This is a genomic window from Cellulosimicrobium sp. GQ32, assembly GCF_059758455.1.
Genome location: NZ_JCAXEP010000013.1, coordinates 72,324 through 95,331, shown reverse-complemented (window position 1 = coordinate 95,331; position 23,008 = coordinate 72,324). Strand labels below are relative to the sequence as shown.

The 23,008-nt window shown below is 76.2% G+C and carries 17 protein-coding genes; 6 read left to right on the top strand and 11 right to left on the bottom strand.

Annotated elements, in window-relative coordinates:
* Positions 1-55: 55 nt before the first annotated feature.
* Positions 56-457: a DUF6841 family protein gene (locus tag AC6CH9_RS18220; protein WP_498156163.1), complete on the top strand. Its 402-nt coding sequence runs from the start codon at positions 56-58 to the stop codon at positions 455-457.
* 145 nt (positions 458-602) lie between these two features.
* On the opposite strand, the gene AC6CH9_RS18215 is transcribed toward AC6CH9_RS18220, so the two are convergent.
* From AC6CH9_RS18215 to imuA', 3 genes are read right to left on the bottom strand one after another with little or no spacing between them, the layout of a single operon-like run.
* Positions 603-4,265: an error-prone DNA polymerase gene (locus tag AC6CH9_RS18215; protein ID WP_498156162.1), complete on the bottom strand. Its 3,663-nt coding sequence runs from the start codon at positions 4,263-4,265 to the stop codon at positions 603-605.
* The gene (locus AC6CH9_RS18210) at positions 4,258-5,979 is read right to left on the bottom strand and encodes a DNA polymerase Y family protein (RefSeq protein ID WP_498156161.1); all 1,722 of its coding nucleotides are present in this window, start codon (positions 5,977-5,979) and stop codon (positions 4,258-4,260) included. Before AC6CH9_RS18210 ends, AC6CH9_RS18215 begins: the two co-directional genes overlap by 8 nt.
* Complete coding sequence (gene imuA' / locus AC6CH9_RS18205) at positions 5,976-6,980, bottom strand: DnaE2-dependent mutagenesis accessory factor ImuA' (protein WP_498156160.1); 1,005 nt, start codon at positions 6,978-6,980, stop codon at positions 5,976-5,978. The genes AC6CH9_RS18210 and imuA' overlap by 4 nt, the downstream gene beginning before the upstream one ends.
* Before the next feature lie 369 nt (positions 6,981-7,349).
* On the opposite strand from imuA', the gene AC6CH9_RS18200 reads away from it, so the two are divergent.
* Positions 7,350-7,931 carry a YbaK/EbsC family protein gene (locus tag AC6CH9_RS18200; protein WP_498156159.1) on the top strand — a complete coding sequence of 194 codons (582 nt, stop codon included), beginning with the start codon at positions 7,350-7,352 and terminating at the stop codon, positions 7,929-7,931.
* An 81-nt stretch (positions 7,932-8,012) separates the two neighbouring features.
* Here AC6CH9_RS18200 and helR read toward each other — a convergent pair whose 3' ends face one another.
* The 6 genes from helR to AC6CH9_RS18170 all read right to left on the bottom strand — a co-directional run bounded on the left by helR (position 8,013) and on the right by AC6CH9_RS18170 (position 16,817).
* Positions 8,013-10,256, bottom strand: coding sequence for an RNA polymerase recycling motor ATPase HelR (helR, locus tag AC6CH9_RS18195; RefSeq protein ID WP_498156158.1), 2,244 nt, complete (start codon positions 10,254-10,256; stop codon positions 8,013-8,015).
* A 272-nt stretch (positions 10,257-10,528) separates the two neighbouring features.
* Positions 10,529-11,521: a siderophore-interacting protein gene (locus tag AC6CH9_RS18190; protein ID WP_498156157.1), complete on the bottom strand. Its 993-nt coding sequence runs from the start codon at positions 11,519-11,521 to the stop codon at positions 10,529-10,531.
* A gap of 80 nt (positions 11,522-11,601) precedes the next feature.
* The gene (locus AC6CH9_RS18185; protein ID WP_498156189.1) at positions 11,602-13,749 is read right to left on the bottom strand and encodes an iron ABC transporter permease; all 2,148 of its coding nucleotides are present in this window, start codon (positions 13,747-13,749) and stop codon (positions 11,602-11,604) included.
* Positions 13,750-13,879: 130 nt separating this feature from the next.
* Positions 13,880-14,878 (bottom strand): ABC transporter substrate-binding protein, encoded by a 999-nt coding sequence (locus AC6CH9_RS18180; RefSeq protein ID WP_498156156.1) that lies wholly within the window; start codon positions 14,876-14,878, stop codon positions 13,880-13,882.
* 113 nt (positions 14,879-14,991) lie between these two features.
* The gene (locus AC6CH9_RS18175; RefSeq protein WP_498156155.1) at positions 14,992-15,852 is read right to left on the bottom strand and encodes an ABC transporter ATP-binding protein; all 861 of its coding nucleotides are present in this window, start codon (positions 15,850-15,852) and stop codon (positions 14,992-14,994) included.
* Between the two features lie 80 nt (positions 15,853-15,932).
* Complete coding sequence (locus AC6CH9_RS18170) at positions 15,933-16,817, bottom strand: endonuclease/exonuclease/phosphatase family protein (protein ID WP_498156154.1); 885 nt, start codon at positions 16,815-16,817, stop codon at positions 15,933-15,935.
* A gap of 117 nt (positions 16,818-16,934) precedes the next feature.
* On the opposite strand from AC6CH9_RS18170, the gene AC6CH9_RS18165 reads away from it, so the two are divergent.
* From AC6CH9_RS18165 to AC6CH9_RS18150, 4 genes are all read left to right on the top strand, one after another.
* Entirely contained in the window at positions 16,935-17,567 is a 633-nt protein-coding gene (locus AC6CH9_RS18165) for a nucleotidyltransferase family protein (RefSeq protein WP_498156153.1), read from the top strand.
* An 82-nt stretch (positions 17,568-17,649) separates the two neighbouring features.
* On the top strand, positions 17,650-18,099 hold the full coding sequence (locus AC6CH9_RS18160) for an SRPBCC family protein (protein ID WP_064316627.1): 450 nt from the start codon (positions 17,650-17,652) through the stop codon (positions 18,097-18,099).
* A gap of 160 nt (positions 18,100-18,259) precedes the next feature.
* On the top strand, positions 18,260-19,072 hold the full coding sequence (locus AC6CH9_RS18155) for an alpha/beta fold hydrolase (RefSeq protein WP_498156152.1): 813 nt from the start codon (positions 18,260-18,262) through the stop codon (positions 19,070-19,072).
* Positions 19,069-19,773 carry an esterase/lipase family protein gene (locus AC6CH9_RS18150; protein WP_498156151.1) on the top strand — a complete coding sequence of 235 codons (705 nt, stop codon included), beginning with the start codon at positions 19,069-19,071 and terminating at the stop codon, positions 19,771-19,773. The genes AC6CH9_RS18155 and AC6CH9_RS18150 overlap by 4 nt, the downstream gene beginning before the upstream one ends.
* Positions 19,774-19,782: 9 nt before the next feature.
* Here AC6CH9_RS18150 and AC6CH9_RS18145 read toward each other — a convergent pair whose 3' ends face one another.
* Positions 19,783-21,993 carry a HelD family protein gene (locus AC6CH9_RS18145; RefSeq protein ID WP_498156150.1) on the bottom strand — a complete coding sequence of 737 codons (2,211 nt, stop codon included), beginning with the start codon at positions 21,991-21,993 and terminating at the stop codon, positions 19,783-19,785.
* Positions 21,994-22,094: 101 nt separating this feature from the next.
* Entirely contained in the window at positions 22,095-22,976 is an 882-nt protein-coding gene (locus AC6CH9_RS18140) for a TrmH family RNA methyltransferase (RefSeq protein WP_498156149.1), read from the bottom strand.
* Between the last annotated feature and the right edge of the window lie 32 nt (positions 22,977-23,008).

Below are 23,008 nucleotides of genomic sequence, written 5' to 3'. Positions count from 1 at the left end.
CACGGCCGAGGCGCCCGACCGCGCCGACGCCGGACCGACGGGGTAGAACGGGACCATGGATCCCTCCACCGAGTCCTTCGACGCCGACGACGTCCAGACGTTCCTCACGACCTACGGGGTCGCACTCTCCACGGGCGACCTCGACACGATCGGCGAGAGCTACGCGTTCCCGGCGCTCGTGGTCGGGTCGACCGGGTCGTTGCTCCTCGCGGACCCGGAGGACGTGCGCGAGTCGACCACCGAGACCGCGCGCGGGTTCCGCGAGCGCGGCCTGGTCGGCGTCGTCGCGCACCTCGAGGACGTCGAGGAGGTCGGCGACGCGCTCGTGTGGGCGCGCGTGCGCTGGAGCTACCGCGACGAGTACGCGAACGAGCAGGAGGCGCAGGAGGTCCGGTACCTGCTGCGCCGCGCACGCGACACGTTCGAGGTCTGCGTCGCCGCCCCGATCGCCCGGTAGCCCCACGCCCGATGACCTGCCTGCACCTCACGGCTCCCTGGCCCGCTCGCGCGCCGGCGGTCACGATCAGGGCGGCCGGACGGCGACGAACCCGGGGCCTGGGGGCACCGGGCCGCCGACGTGACCGCTGACCCCGGGCTCGGCGTCAGTGGAAGTCGCGCGACGTCGTCGCGACCTGGAGCGAGAGCGGGGCGAGGTGCTCCGCGACGAGGTTCGTGGCGCCGTCGGCCCGTTCGAGCCGCCCGCGTACGACGAGCGCCGCGGACCCGCGCGCGACCTTCCGGAACCGCTGCCACAGCCCGGGCGAGCAGACGACGTTGAGGATGCCCGTCTCGTCCTCGAGCGACAGGAACGTCACGCCTCCGGCGGTCCCGGGCCGTTGCCGGTGCGTGACGACGCCGCCCACGGCGACGCGCGACGGCGGGTGCGGGCGCGTGCCCGGCACCTCGCCCGCCGCGCGCTCCGCCTCGTCGACCTCCTCGATCTCGCGCGACACCGCCACGGCGCCGACGACGGTGAGCACCCCGGCCGCGGTGAGTCCGTCGCGGACGTACTGCGTCGGGTAGGAGTCGGTCGACACGCCCGTGGCCCAGACGTCGGCGACGGCGGTCTCGACCTCGGTCATGCCGGGCAGCGCCGGGGCCTCGACCCCGACGCTCACGCCCGGCAGCGTCCCCGGGCCCTCCTGCGCGAGCGCGCCCGCCGCCCACAGCGCCTCGCGCCGGGTCACGCCGAGGCAGTCCGTCGCGCCGGCGGTCGCGAGCCCCTCGAGCTGGGCGGTCGTGAGGTCGACGCGCCGCACGAGGTCGCGCAGGTCCCGGAACGGCCGCCCCTCCCCCGGTGCCCCGCGCGCCGCGACGACGCGCTCGGCCGCGTCCTTCCCGAGCCCGCGCACGCTCGCGAGCCCGAGCCGCACCGCGAGCCCCAGATCGGGCTCCGGACCGAACGCGGTGTCGACCCGTACCTGCCCACCGAGCATGCGGCTGTCGCCCGTCCGGGCGCCAGGACGATCGGTATCCGCATGGTCGGCGGGCGCAACCGCACGGTCGGCGGGCAGCCGCTCGACCGTCGCCTCGACGCCGGACGCGTTGACGTCGGGGCGCAGCACCGTGACGCCGTGGCGGCGTGCGTCGGCGACGAGCGACTGGGGCGAGTAGAACCCCATGGGTTGCGCCGCGAGCAAGCCCGCGTAGAACGCGGCGGGGTGGTGCACCTTGAGCCACGAGCTCGCGTAGACGAGGAACGCGAACGAGTACGCGTGCGACTCGGGGAACCCGAAGTCGGCGAACGCCTTGAGCTTGTCGTAGATCTCCTCGCGCACGGCCGGGTCCGCGACGCCCTTCTTCCGCATGCCGTCCATGAGCCGCCCGCGCAGCTCCTCCATGCGCTCGACGGACCGCTTGGACCCCATCGCGCGCCGGAGCTGGTCGGACTCCTTCGGGGAGAAGCCCGCGACGTCGATCGCCATCTGCATGAGCTGCTCCTGGAACAGCGGCACGCCGAGCGTCTTGCCGAGCGACTTCTCCAGCAGCGGGTGCAGGAACGCCACCTTCTCCCGCCCCCGCGCGCGGTTGATGTACGGGTGCACGGAGCCGCCCTGGATGGGCCCGGGGCGGATGAGCGCGACCTCGATGACGATGTCGTAGAACGTCCTCGGACGCAGGCGCGGGAGCGTCGCCATCTGTGCGCGCGACTCGACCTGGAACACGCCGACGGTGTCGGCCGCGCACAGCAGGTCGTACACCGCCGGGTCGTCCTCGGGCAGCGTGTGCAGCGCGAGGCGCGCCCCGCCCTCGTGCCGTTCCACGAGGTCGAACCCGATGCGCAGCGCCGTGAGCATCCCGAGGCCGAGGAGGTCGAACTTCACGAGCCCCGCGTCCGCGCAGTCCTCCTTGTCCCACTGCAGGACGGTGCGGCCCTCCATGCGCGCCCACTCCACGGGGCACACCTCGATGACGGGGCGGTCGCACATGACCATGCCGCCCGAGTGGATGCCCAGGTGCCGCGGGAGGCGCAGCATCCGGTCGGCGAGGTCGAGCACCGCGTCCGGGATCTCGCCCTCCTGCGCGGCCGACGGCGGCCGGTGCGCGGGCACGACGTCGTGCGTGTCGTCCGCGCGCAGGACCTCGCCCTCGTCCACGGCGAGCGGGTCGACGACGCGCGCGCCCCGGCCGCTCAGGTCGGGCGACCAGTCGCGGCTCCCCCACAGGCGCGCCGTCGCGGCGTCCTTCCGGGCGGTCCGCGTCGTCACCCTCGGCGCGGCCGGGCTCGTGGGCCCCGGGGTCTTTGCCGCGATCGCCCGCTCCTTCGCCGCCCGGTCGGCCGCGGGCGACGACGGGTCGGGGCCGCGCAGCGAGCCCCACCGCTCGATGGACTTGCTCCACGCGTCGGCCTGCCCGACGTCGTACCCGAGCGCACGGGCCGCGTCGCGCACGGCCGACTTGGGCCGGTAGGAGATGACGTTCGCGACCTGCGCGGCGTGCGTGCGCCCGAACGTCGCGTAGACGTGCTGGATGACCTCCTCGCGCCGCCCCGACTCGATGTCGACGTCGATGTCCGGCGGGCCGTCGCGCTCGGGCGCGAGGAAGCGCTCGAACAGCAGGCCGTGCTTCACCGCGTCGACGGCCGTGATGCCGAGCGCGTAGCAGACCGCGGAGTTCGCGGCCGAGCCGCGGCCCTGCGCCAGGATCCCGTTGACGCGGCAGAACTCCACGAGGTCGTAGACGACGAGGAAGTACCCCGGGAAGTGCAGGTCCTCGATGACGCGCAGCTCGTGGTCGATCTGCGCCCACGCGCCCGGGATCTTCTCCTGGTCGCGCGGCCCGTACCGGTTCTCGCCGCCGCGTCGCACGAGCTCGCGCAGCCAGGTCGCCTCGGTGTGCCCGTCCGGCACCGGGTACGGCGGGAGGTCGGGCGCGACGAGGTGCAGGTCGAACGCGCACTCGTCCCCGAGCGCGGCCGCGGTCGCGACGGCCTGCGGGTGCCGGGGGTGTCGCGCGAGCATCTCCGCCGCCGAGCGCAGGTGGGTCGTCGGGGCGCCGGGGAGCCACCCGTCGAGGTCGTCGAGCGACGAGCGGGCGCGCACCGCGGCGAGCGCCCCGGCGAGGTCGGCGTCGCGCGGGTGGGCGTAGTGCGCAGCGGTCGTCGCGACGAGCGGCAGCCGGGCGTCCGCGGCGAGGTCGGCGAGCGCCGCGTGCAGGTCGGCGTCGCGCGGGTCGTCGGTCGTGGTGATCTCGACGGCCACGTTGTCCGCGCCGAACACGGCGACGAGCCGGTCGAGCTCGCGGCGCGCCGCGGCGCGCCCGGCGGTGACGAGCGCCCGCCGGACGGAGCCCTTGCGGCACCCGGTGAGCACGAGCCACTCGCCCGCGCCCTGCGCGCCGAGCGCGTCGAGGTCGTAGCGGGCGGCGCCCTTGGTCCCGGTCGCGAGGTGTGCGGTGGCGATCGCGCTCGACAGGTTGCGGTAGCCCTGCGCCCCCCGCGCGAGGACGAGCAGGTGGGTCGAACGCGGGTCGGGCACGCCGGTGGGCGGGTCCAGGACGGGCGGTCCCGCGGGCGCACGCCCGTCCTCGACGACGGGCAGGTGCAGCTCGGCACCGAAGATCGTGGGCAGCCCGACCTTGCGCGCGGCCTCCGCGAACCGCACGACGCCGTACAGGCCGTCGTGGTCGGTGACCGCGAGCGCCGACAGCCCGAGCCGCGCGCCCTCGGCGGCGAGCTCCTCGGGGTGCGACGCGCCGTCGAGGAAGCTGAACGCGGAGTGCGCGTGGAGCTCGGCGTAGCGCGGGCCGGTGGTCCGGTCAGTCATACAGGCCCTCCACGGTCCACCGCCCGCGCGCGCTCGCGAGGAGCAGGCCGCGGCCGTCGTCGAGCAGGACCTGCACGTGCACCCGGCGCCGGGGCGCGGGCGTCCACCAGCGCTCGGCGAGCGGCCACGGCCCGGCCCAGTCCACGACGGCGCGCGCGGACCCCGGCCCGGGCAGCGCCGTCTCGCCCCGGGGCGCCGCGCGGCGCGGACCGTCCTCCGGCGCGGGGGCGGGCCACTGCACGGTCGCGGGCTCGCCGCTCATCGCGAGGCGCGCGTCCACGACGACGGGCCGCCCCGCGACGTCGAGCACGACGACGTCCTGCGGCTCGACGGGCACGACCGCCGGCGCGGGGCTCGGCAGCGCGCCGGGCCAGGGCAGGGCCGGGTCGCGCGGGCGCGCGACGTCCTCCCCGAACGGCACGAGGTGCACGCGGTCGGTCGCGTCGCGACCGCCCTGGACCTCGACGCGCAGGACCGCGTCGCCGCCGAGGATGCCCTGCACGCGCCCGAGCGCGCGGTGGGCGCGTGCGTCCTCCCCGCTCGACGCGCCCCACAGGCGCGGCTGCTCCGCACCCGCGGTGACGACCTCCTCGGCCGTGAGGGACAGGCGGGCCAGCGGCGCGACGCCTGGGACGACGTCGGCCCCGCCGGGCGAGCCGTGCTCGCCGCCACGCCTGCCACGGCGCGCGGCCCGGGCCGCACGCCCGGCACGGACGGACGTGGTGGTGAGCCAGCCCTCGAGCTGCCACCGGACCTTGTCCGTGAGGCGTGCGGGGCTCATCGCACCCGGCCCGTCGAGCCGCCAGGTGCGCTCGAGGTCGTCGCCCTCCGTGGTGCGCGCGGTGATGCGCAGCCGCCCGGCGACGAGAGAGCGTGCGACGAGCTGGTCGTGCAGGTCCTCGGAGAGCCGGCGCGCGGCGAAGGTCGCGACGTCGACGCGCTCGGCGGGCGGGTCGAGCTCGGCGCTCACCGCGACGTCGGGCTCGACGCGGCGCCGCGCGGGCGGGCGCAGGTCCTCGCCGCGCGCGAGCCGGTGCGCCCACGCGCCGAGGTCGCCGAAGCGCCCCTCGACGGTCGCGGGCGGCAGGGCCGCGAGCGCCCCCAGGGTGCGCACGCCGAGCCGGCCCAGGAGGTCGACGAGCTCGTCGATCGCGACGGCGACGTCGGGGCGCGTGGCGACGTGCGCGAGGTCGCGCGCGGGCCGCGGCGCGAGGAACGCGGCAGAGCCGCCGGGCGGGACGACGGCGGCGTCCCGCGCGGCGAGCACGGCGGCGAGGATGCCGTCGGCGACGCCCGCCTGGCTCTCGTGCCCGGTGCGCTCGGCGACGCGCGCGACGAGCGCCTCCGCGAGCGCGGCGTCCGACCCGTGGTACCGGCTCGCCCCGGCGGCGGGCAGGAGCAGCAGGCCGGGCCGGGTGATCTCCAGCCCCGCGACGACGGTCTCGGCCGCGAGCGCGACGGGCTCGAACTCGCGGGCGTCGCGCGCGTCGTCGACGTCGAGCAGCTCGAGCTCGGGGCAGCACTCGCGGGCCCGGCGACGGCGCATGCCCCGGCGCACGCCCTGGGCGCGCGCGGTCGCGGAGACGGCGACGACGCGGCGTCCGTCGTGCGTCGCGGCGGGGACGTGCGCAGGGACGTCGCGCACCGCCATCGCCGCGAGCACCGGCCAGTCCGGCACCCACAGGGCCGCCGTGCGGGTCGGGCTCGTGCTCATCCGACGAGCCGGAGCCGGGAGGGCCGGTCGGGGTCGTCGACGTGGGCGGGGACGGGGCCGGCGTCGGCGGCTCCGACCTCGGCTGCGGGCCGGGTGCCCCGGGCGTCCTCGGCGAGGAACGCGGGCCAGTCCTCGTGGGCGAGCGGGAGCTCGACCTCGACCCGCGTGGGGCGTGCGGCACCCCCGCGGCCCGCGCGCTCGACGACGAGCGTGCGGCGGCGCAGCCAGCCCGCCCCGCGGTCCGCGCCGGACCAGCCGCCACCCGTCACCGTGAGCGCGACGTGCGCGCCCGGCCACGCCGTGGCCGCGACGAGCAGCGCCCCGCGCTCGCGTGCGCGGCCCGTGAGGCGGCGCCGGTCGGTGTCGGTGAGGGCGGCGTCGGGTCCGACGACGACGACGTCCAGGCCGTCGACGAGCGCCGCGATCGCGAGCGCCGCGTCCGGTCCCGGCCGCGGGACGAGGACGACGCGGTCGAGGTCCGCGCCGACGTCGGCGGCCGCGAGCAGCCCGACCGCGGGGAACCCGACGGCGGCGGTCCACGCCCCGGCCCGCGACGGTCGTGCGACGAGCGCGAGCAGGAGGCTCGTCGACCCGCGCACCGCCAGCACGGTGCCGCGCTGGAGCCCGCCGAGCGGCAGGAGCGGGGCGAGCGCGTCGTGCACCGGCCACACCCGCTCGTCCGGGATCGCGTCGCGGCTCGTGTCCCGCATCGTGACGTGGGGGGCGCGCGCCGGGCGCTCGGCCGGCGCGACAGGAGCCGGCCGGGCGGTCTTCGGCGAGGAGACGCCGGTGAGCGGGACAGCCTCGGCGAGGGGGGCGGTGTCGGCGCGCGCGACGGCGACCGACGCTCCCGAGGGGGCGGCGACCGGGCGGTGTCGGCGGACGCCCGTACGCTCCTCCGCACGGCGCAGGACGGCCCGGGCACGCTCGGCCTTGTCGACGGGCGCGGCCGTCGGGCCTGGTGCCCCCGCCCGTTCCGCGGGGTCGGCGAGAAGGGTCATCTCGCCTCCCGGGATGCTGCTCGGACGGGACGCGCACCGCGCGTCGACTGCTGGGGGCGTCGTTCTGCACCCGCCATCGTTCGAACAGACGTTCGAACACTTCCAGTGAACGACCGCCGCGACGGGGTGTCAACTCCGCAGGTGAGAGCCGTCGGCTTCGTCCGAGATGCCCGCCGCAACTCTCGACCCGCGCTCGAGGGTTGACCCGAACTCTCGACCTCTACCTGAACCTCATCCCCCGGCCGAACATGGGGTCGCAGCCCGTACGGCGGACGGCACGAGCCACGACCGCATGCTCGGCGGACGCAGGCGCATGCTCGACATCCGGTCCTCACCGCACGACGGCCCACCGGATGGCAGGCTGACGCCATGGACGCCCGCACGACCCTGCCCACGCTCGGCTCGCTCACCTGGGAGCCGGCGCTCGACCACCTCGACCTCGTCGCCCCCGTGACCGCCGACGCGCTGCGCCGCTGGGCCGAGGCCGACCCGGACGTCGCGGCGCTCGTCGCCGTGACGGAGATCGACCCCGACCTCGCGGACACCGCGACGCTCAACGCCGCGTTCGACCTGCCCGTCGAGGCGTCGGCGAACTGCGTCGTCGTGGGCGGCGCACGCGCGGGCGACGAGCGGATCGCCGCCGCCGTCGTGCGCGCGCACACGCGCGCCGACGTCAACACGCGCATCCGCAAGCTGCTCGACGTGCGCAAGGCGTCGTTCCTGCCGACCGACCGCGCGACGGCCGAGTCCGGCATGGAGTACGGCGGCATCACGCCCGTCGGACTGCCCGAGGGGTGGCGCGTGCTCGTCGACTCCCGCGTGGTGACCGACGGCGCGCTCGCGCTGATCGGCAGCGGCGTGCGGCGCTCGAAGCTGCTGCTCCCCGGTGACCTGCTGGCCCGCCTGCCCGGCGTCGAGGTCGTCGAGGACCTGGCTGTCCCGGTCGCCTGACCCGTCCCACCCTGCCGAGCACGACATGACGGTCGCCACAGGCTTCTTGGCGACCTCCATGTCGTGCTCGGCGCCGGGTCCTCAGCGTTCGAGGACGACGAGCCGCTGCGTCGCGCGCGTCATCGCGACGTAGCGGTCCACGGCGCCCTCGACGCCGTCGCCGAATCCCTGCGGGTCCACGAGGACGACGAGGTCGAACTCGAGGCCCTTCGCCGTCTCGGGCGTGAGCACCTGCACACGCGACGCCCCGTCCTCGCCGAGCCGCGCCGAGACCGACTCGGTCGACGCCGCGACGGACCCCGCGCCACCGATCACGCAGGCCGTGCCCTCGGCGTGCTCGGCGAGCCAGCCGTCGAGCACCCCGTCGAGGTCCGCGACCGCGCCGTAGGCGACCGGCACGCCCGTGCTGCGGACCGACGCCGGGACGTTGGCGTCCGGGAGCGCCGCGCGGATGACGGGCTCCGCCGCCGCCATGACCTCCTGCGGCGTGCGGTAGTTGACGCTCAGCGACGCCTCCGCGACCCGGTCGAACCCGACGCGCCCGAGCCGCTCGCGCCAGCCCTCCGCGAACCCGTGGCGGGCCTGCGCCCGGTCCCCGACGACCGTGACGCTGCGTGACGGGCAGCGGCTCAGGATCATCTGCCACTCCGCGTCGGTGAGCTCCTGCGCCTCGTCGACGACGACGTGCGCGAACGGGCCGGCGAGCCGGTCGGGCGTGGCCGTGACCATCGCCCCCTCGTCGACGAGCGCGTCGCGCAGGTCCTGCCCCTTGAGCATCGTCATGACCATGAGCTCGCTGTCGTCGGACGCCACGAGGTGGTCGACGACGTCGTCCATGCGGGCCCGCTCGGCCGCCGCCGCGGCCTCGTTGCGACGACGGCGGCGCGACGCCTCCGGGTCGCCCAGACGCTGCCGGGCGGCGTCGAGCAGCGGCAGGTCCGCCGTCGTCCATGCCTGCGCATCCGCGCGCTGGAGCGCGCGCACGTCCTCGGGCGTGAGCGACGGCGCGCACAGGCGCAGGTAGGCGGGCACCGACCACAGGTCGGCCACGAGGTCCGTGGCCTCGACGAGCGGCCACGCGCGGTCGAACGCGGCACCGAGTCCGCGATGGCTCCGCAGCGCGCGGCGCACGTCGTCGGTGTCGAGGTCGGGGACCTCGCCCACCGCCTTGTCCACGAGGATCTCGACGAGCGCGGCCCAGACCTCGTCGCGCGCCTCGTTGTGCGGGGTGCCGGGGTCCACGGACTCGAACGCCTCCGCCCAGTCGGCGGTGGAGAGCCAGACGTCGGCCCACGGCGTCTCGACCTCCATCCCCTCCGCGGGCGGGCGCTCGGAGAAGCGCACGGCCGGCTCGATCGCGGCGACGAGCGCGGCGGACGCCTTGAGCCGGGCGACCTCGGGGTCGGTCTCCTCGCGCGCCGCGATGCCCTCCGGGACGAGGTCGCGCAGCGTGCAGGCCTGCACGCCCTCCTCACCGAGCCCGGGCAGCACGTCGGCGACGTACGCGAGGTAGGGGCGGCTCGGCCCGACGACGAGCACGCCCCCGTGCCCGCCGCCCACCTGGGGGTCGGCGTAGAGCAGGTAGGCGGCGCGGTGCAGCGCGACGACGGTCTTGCCGGTGCCGGGGCCGCCGTCGACGACGAGCGCGCCGCGCGAGCCCGCGCGCACGATCGCGTCCTGGTCGGCCTGGATCGTGCCGAGCACGTCGCGCATGCGCGGCGACCGGCTCGCGCCCAGGCTGGCGACGAACGCGGACTGGTCGTCGAGCGCCGCGCCCGACCCCGCGCCGTCGGGCACGAGCTCCTCGTCCCAGTAGTCCGTGACGCGGCCGCGCGTCCACCGGTAGCGGCGCCGCGCCGCGAGGCCGAGCGGGTGCGCGGGCGTCGCGGCGAAGTACGGCTCGGCGGCGGGCGAGCGCCAGTCGACGAGCAGCCGCTCCCCCGCGGGGTCCGTGAGGCCCACGCGACCGACGTACACGGGCTCCGACCCGTCGCCGAAGGTCATGCGGCCCAGGCACAGGTCGACGCCGTAGCGCTGGAGCAGCCGCAGCCGGCTGCTGAGCCGGTGGATCTCCTGGTCTCGCTCGAGCGCCTCGGTCCCGCTCCCGCCGGGCGCGCGGCGCGCCGCGTCGAGGCGCTGCGAGAGGTCCGCGACGGAGTGCTCGAGGCTCGCCGCGATGGCGGCGAAGTGCCGCTCGTCGGCGTCGACGAGCGCGGGGTCGGCCTTCGCGGCCAGGTGGTCGGGGAGGTCGAAGACCCGTGCGGGCCTGGGGGTGGGACGGTCGGTCGAGCGGTCGGCGGTCACGGGGGCGTCGGGCAACGTCATCAGCTCCGGTCCGAGGTCCAGCGGGGACGGCGCGGACCACGACGACCCACGCACGAGCGGAGATTCTGCGCCCCCAGGGGGGCCTTGCCGCAAGACCCCCCGTGCGCTATACCTTGGAAAGGGAGGCCGGTCGGCCTCCCTTTCCTGTTCCCGTCGCCGACCAGGGTCGGACCGCGCGGCCGCGGCCACATCCACGACGATGAGCCGAGATGCGAGAAGTGGCCCCTCACCGAGCTCGGTGAGGGGCCACTTCTCTCGTCTCGTGGAGCATGTCAGCTCTCGGCGCGGCCCTCTCGCCAGTAGCCCATGAACGCGACGGCGCGGCGGTCGACGCCGAGGTCGGTGACGAGGTGGCGGCGCAGGGTCTTGATCGCGCTCGCCTCGCCCGCGAGCCACGCGTAGAGGACGGTGTCCTCCTCGAGCAGCCCGGGGACCTCCCAGAGGATCGACGCGTCGACGTCGACGTCCTCGAGGTCCTCGGCCGTGCGGCACTGGGCGGGCGGGTCGGTCCCGAGGACGCCCGCGCCGAGGATGCGCTCGGCGGCCTCCTTGACGGCGGGCACGAGGCGCGCGCCATGGGCGTCGCGCTCCCCGCCGGGGGCGTCGTCGCGGGCCAGGAACGTCACGCGCACCCCGGGCGGCGTGACGAGGTCGCGCGCGTCGCCCACGTGCGGCACCTCGACGTAGACCTCGCCCCACGCGTCGGCGGGCAGGTCCTCGCAGATCGCGGCGATCGCAGGCAGCGCGGTCTCGTCGCCGGCGAGCAGGAGCGCGTGCGGGCGGGTGGGCGGGCGGAACTCGATGCCGCCGGCGGGGCCGTCGAACGTCGCGTCCGGGCCGAGCAGGACGAGCGGGGTGCCGACCTCGGCGGCCAGCGCCCAGCGCGATGCGGGCCCGGCGTCGCCGTGCAGCACGACGTCCACGTCGACCTCGCGCGCCTCGGGGCGCACCGCGACGGTCGTGTAGGTGCGCAGCGGGTTGCGGCGCTCCTCGGGCTGGTCGCGCCACGCGGCGTACCAGGAGTCGGCGTCGCGCACGAGGTGCTCGTAGCCGCCGTCGGCTGCGGGGAGCACGAACTTGATCCGCACGTCGAGGCCCGGGTCCCCGAAGAGGTCGAGCTCGGGGCCGGTGAACGTGAACCGGCGGAAGCTGGGCGTGAGCTGCTCGACGCGCGCCACCTCGACGTCGAAGAAGCGCCACGGCGCGGTCGCCCGAGCGACGGGGCGACGGGCTCGGGTGCGGGGTGCGACGACGGTCTGGCTCACACAGGTGAGGCTAACCTACGCACCCTCACCGGGGTCAACCCGTCCGGGACGCGGACCCGGCTCCGGCACCGTGAGACGCGTCACGCTCCGCGGCCGCGGCTGCGCCACAGCAGGTAGACGAAGTACGGCGCGCCCAGGAGGGCCGTCCCGAGTCCCGCGGGGATCTGCTCCGGAGCGATGACGACGCGGCCGAGCGTGTCCGCGACGGACACCAGAAGCGCGCCGAGCAGCATCGCGACGGGGACGACACGACCGTGCCGCGCGCCGACCAGCGCCCGCGCGGCGTGCGGCGCGACGAGGCCGACGAACGCGAGCGCCCCGATCGCGCACACGGCGGCGGCCGTGAGGAGCGCCGCGGCCGCGAGCAGCAGCAGACGCGTGCGGTCGAGCGCGACGCCGAGGACGCGCGGGGTGTCGTCGTCGAGCGCCAGGACGTCGAGGTCGCGGCGGTAGACGGCGGTGAGCGGCGTGAGCACGAGCAGCGCGAGCGCGACCGGGATGAGCTGCTCGAGCGTCCGCCCGTACGTGGAGCCGGAGAGCCACGTGAGCGCGAGGTTCACGTCCCACGGCGCGACGACGACCACGAGCAGCGTGATGAGCGCCATGACCCCGGCTTGGGCGCCGATGCCGATGAGCACGAGCCGGTCCGAGCTGAGCCCGCCGCGGTAGGAGAGCCCGTAGACGAGCCCGAACACCGCGAACGCCCCGACGGCTGCCGCGGCGGACATGGGCCAGATCCCGACGCCGGGGACGAGGAGGATCATCGTCACGGCCCCGAGCCCGGCGCCCGACGTGACGCCGAGCAGACTCGGTTCGGCGAGCGGGTTGCGGCACACGGCCTGCACGATCGTCCCGGCGAGCGCGAGCGCCGCGCCGGCCAGGAGCGCGGCGAGGACGCGCGGGAAGCGCTGGTCGAGGACGAACGTCACATGGCGCCCGGAGAGGCCGTTCCACCAGTTCGCGACGTCGCCCAGCAGCACGACCCGGTCCCCGAGCAGCAGGCCCGCGACTGCGGCCGCGGCGACGGCGAGCGACAGGACGACCACGACGACGAGCACGGCCCGGCGCGAGCGCGGGCGGGACAACGACCCGTGCGCGCCGCGCGACGACGCCGGACCGGAGTCGCGCAGGCGCCGCGCGAGCCAGATGAGCAGGACCGCGCCGAGGATCGTCGTCACGATGCCTGTCGGCACGGCGATGGACAGCATGCCCGGCAGCAGCAGGCGGAGCAGCACGTCGGCGCCGAGGACCACGACCACGCCGACGATGGCCGCGAACGGCAGGAGCAGCACGTGCCGGCCGAGCCCGGGCACCCGGCGCGCGACGAGCCGCGCCACGACCGGTGCGGCGAGACCGACGAACCCGACCGGTCCCGCGACCGTCACCGCGATGGACGCGAGGAGCACCGCGACGAGGACGGACAGGACGCGCGTGCGGCGCACGTCGACGCCGAGGACGGTCGCGGCGTCGTCCCCCAGGCCCAGGAGGTCGAGGCGGCGGGAGAGGAGGAGGGCCGCGAGGACGCCGACCACGACGACGGGCGTCGCCATCGAGACCGTGCGCGTGCCCGACTGGACGATGGACCCGCTCCCCCACGCGAACAGGCCCATCGTCTCCTGCTCGAAGAGCACGAGGAGGACCATCGTCAGCGAGTGCAGCGCGAGCATGATCGCCGACCCTGCGAGCACGAGCCGGGTCGGTCCGTCGGCGCCGCCGCGCGCGAGGACGAGCACGAGCCCGGCCGCGGCCAGCCCGCCGAGGAAGGCCAGCCCGCCCTGGAGGTAGAACGGGATCGAGATGCCGAACGCCGCGACGACGACGACCGTGAGGTAGGCGCCCGCGTTGACGGCGAGCGTGTCGGGCGACGCGAGCGGGTTGCGCGCGACCGACTGGAGCACCGCACCGGCGACGCCGAGCGCGACGCCCAGCAGCAGGCCCGCGAGGAGCCGCGGCACGCGCGAGGCGACGAGGACGGCGACCGTCTGGTCGACGCCGTCGCCCCCGGTCGCCAGGCGCAGCATGTCGAGCGGGCCGACGTCGGCCGTGCCCTGCGTGAGGTGCACGGCGGCCAGCACCGCCGCGACGACGAGCGCGACGACGAACGCCCCCGCGATCCCGAGGCGCGACGTCCTCGGTCGGGGCACGGTCGTCGCGGGGCCGTCGCTCGCGCGACCGTCGTCGGCCGTCCCGTCGGTGCTCGGGACGACGGCCGGAGCCGGGTCCTCCAGGAGGAGGGTGTCCGGCTCCGCCGTCGTGCGCTGCTCGCGCCGCGTCACGGTGTCCTCGTCAGCACTGTGGTTCTCGTCAGCCTTCTCGTCGTCCGGGCGCGGCCGCGCTCGGTGGTGGTGCGGACCGGTCTCAGGCGGCCGTCAGCGCGTCCACGACCGCGTCGGCGTAGGCCGCCGCGGACAGCGGGCCGCCGAACATCCAGATGCCGTCGGGCAGGCGGTGCACGTTCCCGGCCGTGACGAACGGCAGCTGCTCCCACACGGCGTTGCCGGCGAGGCCCTCCTCGAACGGGTTGGCCTCGGACTCGCTCGCGACGTAGAGGAACTGGACGTCGCCGAGCTGGGTCAGGCCCTCGACGTCGGTCTGCGCGAGCCCGTAGTCGGGGTCGCCGCCCTCGGTCCACGCGTTGACGAGGCCGATCTCCTCGCCGATGGCGCCGAAGAACGAGCCCGGCGTGTACATGCGGATCGAGACGGCCCCGTTGGCGATCCAGCCGTCCGCCATCGTGAAGTCGGCCCCGGCGAGGCCTGCCTCGTCGAGCGCCGCGGTGGCCTGGGCGATCTTCGTGTCGTAGGTCTCGAGCGCGGCGGCCGCCTCGTCCTCACGGCCCGTGACGGTGCCGAGCGTCTCGACCGTGGAGCGCATGTAGCCGATGGGGTCCTCGGCGTCGGAGCCGCGCAGCGCGAGCACCGGCGCGACCTCCTCGATCTGGGCGATGACGTTCTCCGGCAGGTCCGTCGTCGTGACGACGAGGTCCGGCTCGAGCGCGGAGATCGCGTCGAGGCTGGGCTCGCCGCGCGTGCCGACGTCGGGAGTGCTGGCGTCGATCGGCGCGACGGTGTCCCAGGTGTTGTAGCCCTCGACGTCCGCCTGCCCGACGGGCTCGACGCCGAGCGCGACGAGGTTCTCCGTGAGGCCCCACTCGAGCGACACGATGTCGGTCGCCGGGGCGTCGAGCGTGACCTCGCCGCGCTCGTCGGTGACGGTGACCGGGCCGGACGCGGCGTCGGTCGTCGCCTCGGCGTCGTCGGCGGCCGCAGGGTCCTCGGTCGTGCCGCACGCGGTGAGCGCGAGCGCCGTGGCGAGCGCGAGGGCGCCCGCGGCGAGGGAACGGGTGGTCGAGCGCATGGGTGTCCTTCGGGTTCGGTCGGTGCCCGGCCGTGCTCCGTCGGGCGGGCCGGTGGGGCGCGCGTCGGGGCCGGGCGGTGGGTCGGTGGGTGGTACGTCGGGGTGGTACGAGGTCAGACGAGGACGGCGGCGTCGAGGCGCGCGGCGTGCCGGCCGAGCGGCTCGCAGCACGTGCGTCCCGTGAGGGGGTGGGTGTAGACGTCGACGTGGATGCCGTAGACCTCGGTGAGGAGCTCGGACGTCAGGACCTCGTCGGCGGGCCCCGTGGCGCGGACGACGCCCGAGTGGAGCAGGACGACGCGGTCGGCGACGGCAGCCGCCTGGTTGAGGTCGTGCAGCACGACGCCGACGGCCACGCCGTGCTCCGTCGCGAGGTCGCGCACGAGGTCCAGCAGCTCGACCTGGTAGCGCAGGTCGAGGTACGTCGTCGGCTCGTCGAGCAGGAGCACCTGCGTGTCCTGCGCGAGGCACGTCGCGAGCCACACGCGCTGCAGCTCGCCGCCGGAGAGCTCGTCGACGCCGCGGTCGGCCATGGTCGTGATGCCCGTGACGTCCATGGCGTGCGCGATCGCGCGCGGGCCGTCGGGGTCGTTGGCGCGGAAGCGGCCGCGGTAGGGGTGGCGCCCGTAGGCGACGACGTCGCGCACGCTCACGCCCGACGGCGTGGGCCGGCTCTGCGACAGCAGCGTCACCCGCCGGGCGAAGTCCTTGGGGTGCAGGGCGAGCGCGTCGGGTGCGTCGTCGAGCGCGACCGTCCCGGCGTCGGGGCGGTGCAGGCGCGCGAGCGAGCGCAGGAGCGTCGACTTGCCCGAGCCGTTCGGGCCGATCAGGGCCGTCACGGCCCCGGGGGCGAGCTCGAGCGCGGCGCCGTGGACGACGGTGCGCGCGTCGTAGGACAGCCGCAGGTCGTGCCCGGCGAGCGCCGGGGCGCCGGACGCGGCGACCGGGCTCGGAACAACTGAGGGTGCACTCACATAGGTGAGGCTAATCTATGCCGCCCTGTCGGAACAGCCCCTCCGACGCGTGTGACGCGGTTCACGGGCGACGCGCCGCGTCAGTCCTCGACCGTCCGCGCGGCGCCCCGACGCGGCTCGCCCACGGCGGCCGTCGGGGGCGCATGGTCCTCGTCGGCTGCGTGGGCGCGCGTCGGGGAGGCGTGGTGCTCCCCGCCCAGGGCCACGGGGACCACGAGCGCGCGGTGGTCGGACAGGCCGGTGTCGACCGCGACCCCAGGCTCCGTCGCGCGCACGGCGCCGTGGGCGAGCACGTGGTCGAGCTGGCGTGCGGGCTCGCCGACCGGGAACGTCGCGGCCGAGGCCAACGGTCGCCACCCGCTCGTGCGGGCCGCCTGCGGGGCGTCGATGTTGAGGTCGCCGAGCAGCACGACGGGCTCGCCGTCCGGGGTCTCCGCGGCGAGCGACCGGGTGAGCCGCACGAGCTGGGTGAGGTTGCGCCCGGGCACGAACGTCAGGTGCGTGCACGCGACGGTCAGCGGACCGCCCGGCGCCTCGACGCGCGCCACGAGCGCCGCGCGCGGCTCGTCGCGCACGAGCGTCGGCAGGCGGCTGCCGGGGAACCGGACCGGGACGCGCGTGCGGGGCGCGGGCAGCAGGACCGTGCGCCATGCCGTGACGGGGAACCGGCTCACGACCGCGATCCCGTAGGCCGCCCGCCCCGGCTGATGCTCCCCCGTCGGCGCCGTCCACACGCCCGGCTCGCCGACGAGCGTCGCGACGAACCGGTGCTCGACGGCGCCCGCCGCCTGCGCCGCCACCGCCGTGAGGTCAGCACGGTGCGAGCGCGGCTGGTCCCGGTCCACCTCCTGGAGCGCGAGCACGTCCGCGTCGAGGTCGCGGACGGCGCCGGCGAAGCGGTCGACGTCGACCCGGTCGTCGACGAGCGACCGCCCGTGCAGGATGTTGAACGTCGCGAGGCGCACCCTCCCGATTCTGGGTACGTCGGCTCCGGGTCGCACGCGCTCGACCACGGGCGGCCTCGCGCGACCGGGAGTGCACGGTGGCGTGCCAGCGCACCGCGAGTGGTGTAGACCCTGGGCATGGTGGACGACAGGGACGCGCTGCACGACGGCCTCCGCATGACCGCCGCGGCGCTCGCCGAGGCCGACATCCCGCACGCCCTCGTCGGCGGGTACGCCGCGTGGGCGCGCGGAGCGCCGGAGCCGAGCCACGACGCCGACTTCGCGATCCGCGAGGTCGACGTGGACCGCGCGCGCGAGGTGCTGCGCGCCGCCGGGCTCGAGATCACGGAGCCGACGGAGAACTGGCTCTTCAAGGCGTACCACGGCGGGGAGCTCATCGACGTCCTCTACCGGATGGTCGGCGAGCCGATCGACGACGACCTCCTCGCCCGGACCGACGAGCTCGAGGTGCTCGCGGTCCGCATGCCCGTCCTCTCGGCGACCGAGATCATGACGTCGAAGCTGCGCGTCGTCGGCGAGCACTACTGCGACTTCTCGCGGCTGCTGCCGGTCGCGCGCGCGATGCGCGAGCAGATCGACTGGCCCGAGGTCCGCGCGCGGGTCGAGGACAACCCGTACGCGCGCGCGTTCCTCTTCCTGCTCGACGAGCTCGGCGTGGTGGACGCGGAGCAGATGGAGGACGCCTCGCTCGGCGGGCGCCGCACGTCGGCGGAACCGGCGTCCGGGGACCCGTCGAACGCCCTCGAGTGAGCGCGGCTCGTTCGACGCGCGAGCGAACGTGACCCCGGACAGGGTGGAGAGGTACCGCCCGCTACCCCTGGAGGTCACACCGATGAGCACGGTCACCCAGTCGATCGACGTCGACGTCCCGGTCCGCACGGCCTACGACCAGTGGACGCAGTTCGAGGAGTTCCCGCGCTTCATGGAGGGCGTGGAGGAGATCCGGCAGCTCGACCCGACGCACACGCACTGGAGGACGAAGATCGGCGGCGTCGAGCGCGAGTTCGACGCGGAGATCACGGAGCAGCACCCCGACGAGCGCGTCGCGTGGAACAGCACGTCCGGACCGGACCACGCGGGCGTCGTCACGTTCCACCGGCTGAACGACACGCAGACCCGCGTGACCGTCCAGCTCGACTGGTCGCCCGAGGGCGTCGTGGAGAAGGTCGGCGACGTCCTCCAGCTCGACGAGCGCCGCGTGAAGGGCGACCTCGCGCGGTTCAAGGAGTTCATCGAGTCGCGCGGGACCGAGACGGGCGCCTGGCGCGGAGACGTCGGCTGACGCCCCGACGCGCAGCCCCGCCGGCCACCGGCGACATGACCGAGCGGGTCCGGTCCCCGGGCCCGCTCCGTCGCGTCCGGCGTCGGTCCATCGGGGACGGCGTGACACGACGGCGTCGCCCGCCGCGCGCGAGGCCGACCCGACCCGCCATCCTGGTGCGATGACCGCGCACGCCCCGACCCGGCCGGGACCGGACACCGTGGACGTGCGCTTCCCGGTCGCCGACCTCACCGCCGTCGCGCACGTGTCGGGCGCGGACGCGCCGAAGCTCGTCGTGGTCCTGGTGCACGGCGTCGGGTCCTCGTCGCGCGCGTTCGACCCGGTGCGGAGGGCGCTCCTGCGCCCGGGCGCGGGGCCGACCGTCGCGGTGCACGCGATCGACCTCCCCGGCTTCGGCGCGGCCCCGCGCGCGCAGCGGAACGTGCCGATCGAGGAGCACGCGGCCGTCGTCGCGGGCTACGTGCGCCGCCACGTCCTCGACGCCCCGGGCGGCCCTCCTCCCGCGGTCGTGCTCGTCGGCCACTCGATGGGCGCCCAGGTCGTGGGTCAGGCCATGGCGGACCACCCGCGCGAGGCGCCCGCCGGGGTGCTGATCGGCCCGACGGCGGACCGGCGGGCCCGCTCCGCGCCTCGCCAGGCGCTGCGGCTCGCGCGCGACACCGTCGGCGAGCGGCCGCGCGCGCTCGCGACGCTGGCCGTCGACTACGTGCTGCGGTGCTCGCTGCCGTACTACGCGCGCCAGGTGCGGACCATGCTGGGCCACCGGCTCGAGGAGGTGCTGCCGCGCGTGCCGGGCCGCGTCGTCGTGCTGCGCGGCGCGCACGACCCCGTCGCGCCGCGCCGGTGGTGCCGCGAGCTCGCGCTCGCCGTGCCACGCGGCACGTGCCGCGAGGTCCGCGGCCGGCACCACGCGATGGACGCCGACCCGGACGGCGTCGTCGCGGCCGTCCTCGCCGCGGGAGGGCTCGCGTGAGGGCGCCCCGGTGGGCGGGGACGCTGCGGCTGCGCGACCGCGCGGCGGACTACGCGTACGTGGCGGCACGCCAGGTCGCGGGCCTCGTCCGGTCGCGACGTCCCGTCCCGCGCGGCCCGGGCGGCCGCGACCCCGTCGTGCTGCTGCCGGGCGTCTACGAGACGTGGCAGCTCCTGGCGCCCGTGGCGACGGCGCTGGCGCGGGCCGGGCACCCGGTGCACGCCGTACCCGGCCTCGGGTACAACCGGCGCCCGTTCGCCGAGGCGGCCGACCGCACCGCCGCCTTCCTCGTGGAGACGGACCTGCACGACGTCGTCCTCGTCGCGCACAGCAAGGGCGGTCTCGTGGGCAAGCGCGTCATGCTCTCGCCCGCCGGGTCGCGCGTGGCCGGCATGGTGGCCGTCGCGACGCCGTTCAACGGCTCCAGCTACGCGCGCTACCTCCTGGGCCGCACGCTGCGCGCGTTCTCCCCGCGGGACGCGGCGCTGCTCGCGCTCGCCGCGGAGCACGAGGTCGACGCCCGGATCACCGCCGTCTACCCGCGCTTCGACCCGCACATCCCCGAGACGGGCCGGCTCGAGGGCGGGCGGAACGTCGAGCTGCCCCTCGCGGGCCACTTCCTCCCGCTCGGCGACCCGTCGCTCGTGGAGGTCGTGGTGCGGGAGGTCGACCGGTTCGCCCGGTCGACCTCCCGCGACTGAGCGGGGACCTCAGACCCGGCCGGAGGGGGCGCCGACGGTGACGCGCGCGAGCTCCTGCGTGCAGCGCGTCATCGCGACGTACAGGCCGTTCCAGCCGCGGGGCTCTGCGGCGATGCCGTCGGGATCGACGACGACCACCGCGTCCCACTCGAGCCCCTTCGCCTCCGAGGTGCTGAGCACGGGGAACCCGCTCACGGCGGCGCCCAGGTGCGCCAGACGGTGGCGCGGCGCCACGACGCCGACCGAACCGCCGTCGTACCGCTCCGCGAGGCGCGCGACCTCCGCGGCGACGACCGTACCCAGTGCCGCGCCCGCGGTGCCGGCGGGCACGACGACGTCGCGCGGCGCGACCCCCGCGTCGCGCACCGCGCGTGGGGGTGCGTTGCGGCTGCCCGCCGCGCGCAGCACCGGCCCGACGAGCTCCATGACCTCGCGCGGCGTGCGGTAGCAGATCGTCAGGTCCGCGCGGTGCCAGCGGTCGCCGAAGACCGGGCCGACGACGTCCGCCCAGTCCGTGTGGCGGTGCGGCGCCTCGGTCTGGTCGACGTCCCCGACGGCGGTCACCGACCGGGTCGGGCAACGGCGCAGCACCATGTGCCACTGCATGGGCGAGAGCTCCTGCGCCTCGTCTACCACGACGTGCCCGTAGACCCAGTCGCGGCGCCTCGCCGCGCGCTGCGCGAGGAACTCGCCCTGCTCGCCGGGCGCGTCGGGGGTGCCCAGCGCGTCGGCGAGCGCGTCGAGGAGCGGGACGTCGCTCGGCGCGAGCGCGGCAGGCTCGCCCACCACCCGGCGGACCTCCGCGGACGTGAGCTCAGGCGCGTGCCGCGAGAGCAGTGCGGCGTCCCCCAGCAGGTCCGCGAGCGCCGTGCGGGCGTCGACGACGGGCCACCACGCGTCGACGACCGCCGTGAACCCGGCGTCGCGCGCGAGCTCGCCGCGGAGCCGGTCGAGGTCGCCGTCCGTGAGCTCGCCGTCGACGTCGCCGCCGCGCGCGCCCGTCGTGGGGGCGCGGTCGTCGCGCGCGGCGAGCCCGGCATCGAGCTTCCCGAGCACGTCCTCGAAACCCTCCTCGACGCGTTCGAGCAGCTCCACGTGCCGCGCCGCGGCCTCGTCGACGAGCGCGTCGAGCACGAGGTCCACGGCCCGGCGCCGCGCGGCGAGCACGCTCCGGCCGCCCGCCCGGGCCGCGCGCAGGACCTGCCCGACCCGGGCGGCGTCGAGCGTGAGCGGCTCGCCGTCGAGGCGCACCGTGAGCGCCCGGGCGTCCGGGACGAGGGAGTCGGCGTGCCGCGCGACGACGTCCTGCCACAGCGCGCGGCCCTTGAGCTCGGCCAGGTCCCGGTCCTCGCCGCGCTCGGGCGCGACGCCGGGGACGAGCGTGTCGCACGTGGCCGAGACGACCGCCGTCTCGCCGAGCGCGGGCAGCACCTGCGCCACGTACTCGAGGAACCGCGGGGACGGGCCGAGCAGGAGCACGCCCCGCTCCGCGAGGTGCGGGTGCGTGAACAGCAGGTACGCGACCCGGTGCAGCGCGACGACCGTCTTGCCCGTCCCCGGACCGCCCTGCACGACGAGCGTCTGCTCGGCCCGGGCCCGCACGATCGCGTCCTGCTCGACCTGGAGGGTCGCGACCGCGGTGCCCATGCGGCCGGTCCGGCGCTCGGAGAGCGCGGCGAGCAGCGCGCCCTCGCCGACGAGACCGTCCTCGTCGTCCGGCCCGGTCGCCGAGCCGTCGAGCGGCTCGTCGTCCACGCCGGTGACCCGCTCCCCCGCGGTCCGCACGTGCCGGCGCCGCGCGAGGCCCCGCGGCTCGCGCGCGGTCGCGGTGTAGAAGGCGCGGGCGCCGTCGGCGCGCCAGTCCAGGACGAGCGGGTCGGCGTCGTCGTCGGAGGCGGCGATGCCGACGCGCCCGACGTGGCGCGTGACGCCGTCGACGGTGTCGACGCGGCCGAAGACGAGGCCGCTCTCCGCGCGCTCGAGCTCGGTGCGCCGACGGCGCAGGCCGGCGCGCCGTGAGCGCTCGACGACGCCCTCGGCGCCGGGCAGGTCCGGGTCGGTCGGCACGGTGAGCTGTGCGTCGAGCTCCGCGAGGAGCTGGGACCGCCGCGCGAGCGCGGCGTCGAGGTGCTGCTGCTCCTCGGCGACGGCGCGCGTCGCATGATCGTGGTGGTCGTGGTGATCGGTGACAGGCAGGGACGGGGAGGGCTGGACCGGCACGAAACCTCTTCTCGTACGACGTACGGACACGAGCCCAACGCGCCGCCGCGTTCGATTGTTCCCGGACGCCGGGAACTGCCCTCCGAGCCGGTCGGTCCAGGTCAGGGCACGCGCGTCGCCCAGAACGCGACAGCCGACGCCGCGGCGACGTTGAGCGAGTCCACTCCCCCGGCCATGGGGATCGTCACGACCCGGTCGGCCGCCTCGATCGCGCCGCGCGAGAGGCCGTCGCCCTCCGTGCCGAGCACGAGCGCGAGCCGCTCCGGCGGGTCGGCCACGACGTCGTCGAGGCTCACCGCGTCGTCGGCGAGCGCGAGCGCGGCGACGACGAAGCCCTCGGCACGCAGCACGTCCAGCCCGCCCGGCCACGTCTCGAACCGCGTCCACGGCACCTGGAACACCGTGCCCATGCTCACCCTCACCGAGCGGCGGTAGAGCGGGTCCGCGCACCGCGGCGAGACGAGCACGGCGTCCACGCCCAGGGCGGCGGCCGAGCGGAAGATCGCGCCGACGTTCGTGTGGTCGACGATGTCCTCCAGCACGGCGACGCGCCGCGCCCCCGTCCCGCCGCGGGCCGCCGAGAGCAGGTCGTGGACGGACTCCAGCGGCGGCCTGTGCATCGCCGCGAGCGCCCCGCGGTGCAGGTGGAACCCGGTGATCGCCTCGAGCACGTCGGGCGCGCCGACGTAGACCGGGACCTGTTCACCAGTCCCGCCGGGGGCGTCGTCGACCGGCAGGACGGCGATGTCGTCGGCGAGGTCGTCGAGCCAGCGCTCGGCCATGAGGAACGACCGCGGCCGGTGGCCCGCGGCGAGCGCGCGCCGGATGACCGTCGAGCTCTCCGCGATGTAGAGCCCTTTCTCCGGCTCGTGCTTGGACCGCAGCGCGACGTCGGTCAGCCGGTTGTAGTCCGCGAGGCGGTCGTCGGCGGGGTCGGGGACGTGGACGACCCGCAGGCCGGCCCGGGTGCTGGTGTCGCTCACGCGTCGATTCTCCCAGCACGGCCACGGGCCTT

Coding starts and splice junctions, on each gene's coding strand:
- AC6CH9_RS18220 (WP_498156163.1), top strand. CDS start 56: ATGGATCCCTCCACCGAGTCCTTCGACGCCGACGACGTCCAGACGTTC.
- AC6CH9_RS18215 (WP_498156162.1), bottom strand. CDS start 4,265: ATGACTGACCGGACCACCGGCCCGCGCTACGCCGAGCTCCACGCGCAC.
- AC6CH9_RS18210 (WP_498156161.1), bottom strand. CDS start 5,979: ATGAGCACGAGCCCGACCCGCACGGCGGCCCTGTGGGTGCCGGACTGG.
- imuA' (WP_498156160.1), bottom strand. CDS start 6,980: ATGACCCTTCTCGCCGACCCCGCGGAACGGGCGGGGGCACCAGGCCCG.
- AC6CH9_RS18200 (WP_498156159.1), top strand. CDS start 7,350: ATGGACGCCCGCACGACCCTGCCCACGCTCGGCTCGCTCACCTGGGAG.
- helR (WP_498156158.1), bottom strand. CDS start 10,256: ATGACGTTGCCCGACGCCCCCGTGACCGCCGACCGCTCGACCGACCGT.
- AC6CH9_RS18180 (WP_498156156.1), bottom strand. CDS start 14,878: ATGCGCTCGACCACCCGTTCCCTCGCCGCGGGCGCCCTCGCGCTCGCC.
- AC6CH9_RS18165 (WP_498156153.1), top strand. CDS start 16,935: ATGGTGGACGACAGGGACGCGCTGCACGACGGCCTCCGCATGACCGCC.
- AC6CH9_RS18160 (WP_064316627.1), top strand. CDS start 17,650: ATGAGCACGGTCACCCAGTCGATCGACGTCGACGTCCCGGTCCGCACG.
- AC6CH9_RS18155 (WP_498156152.1), top strand. CDS start 18,260: ATGACCGCGCACGCCCCGACCCGGCCGGGACCGGACACCGTGGACGTG.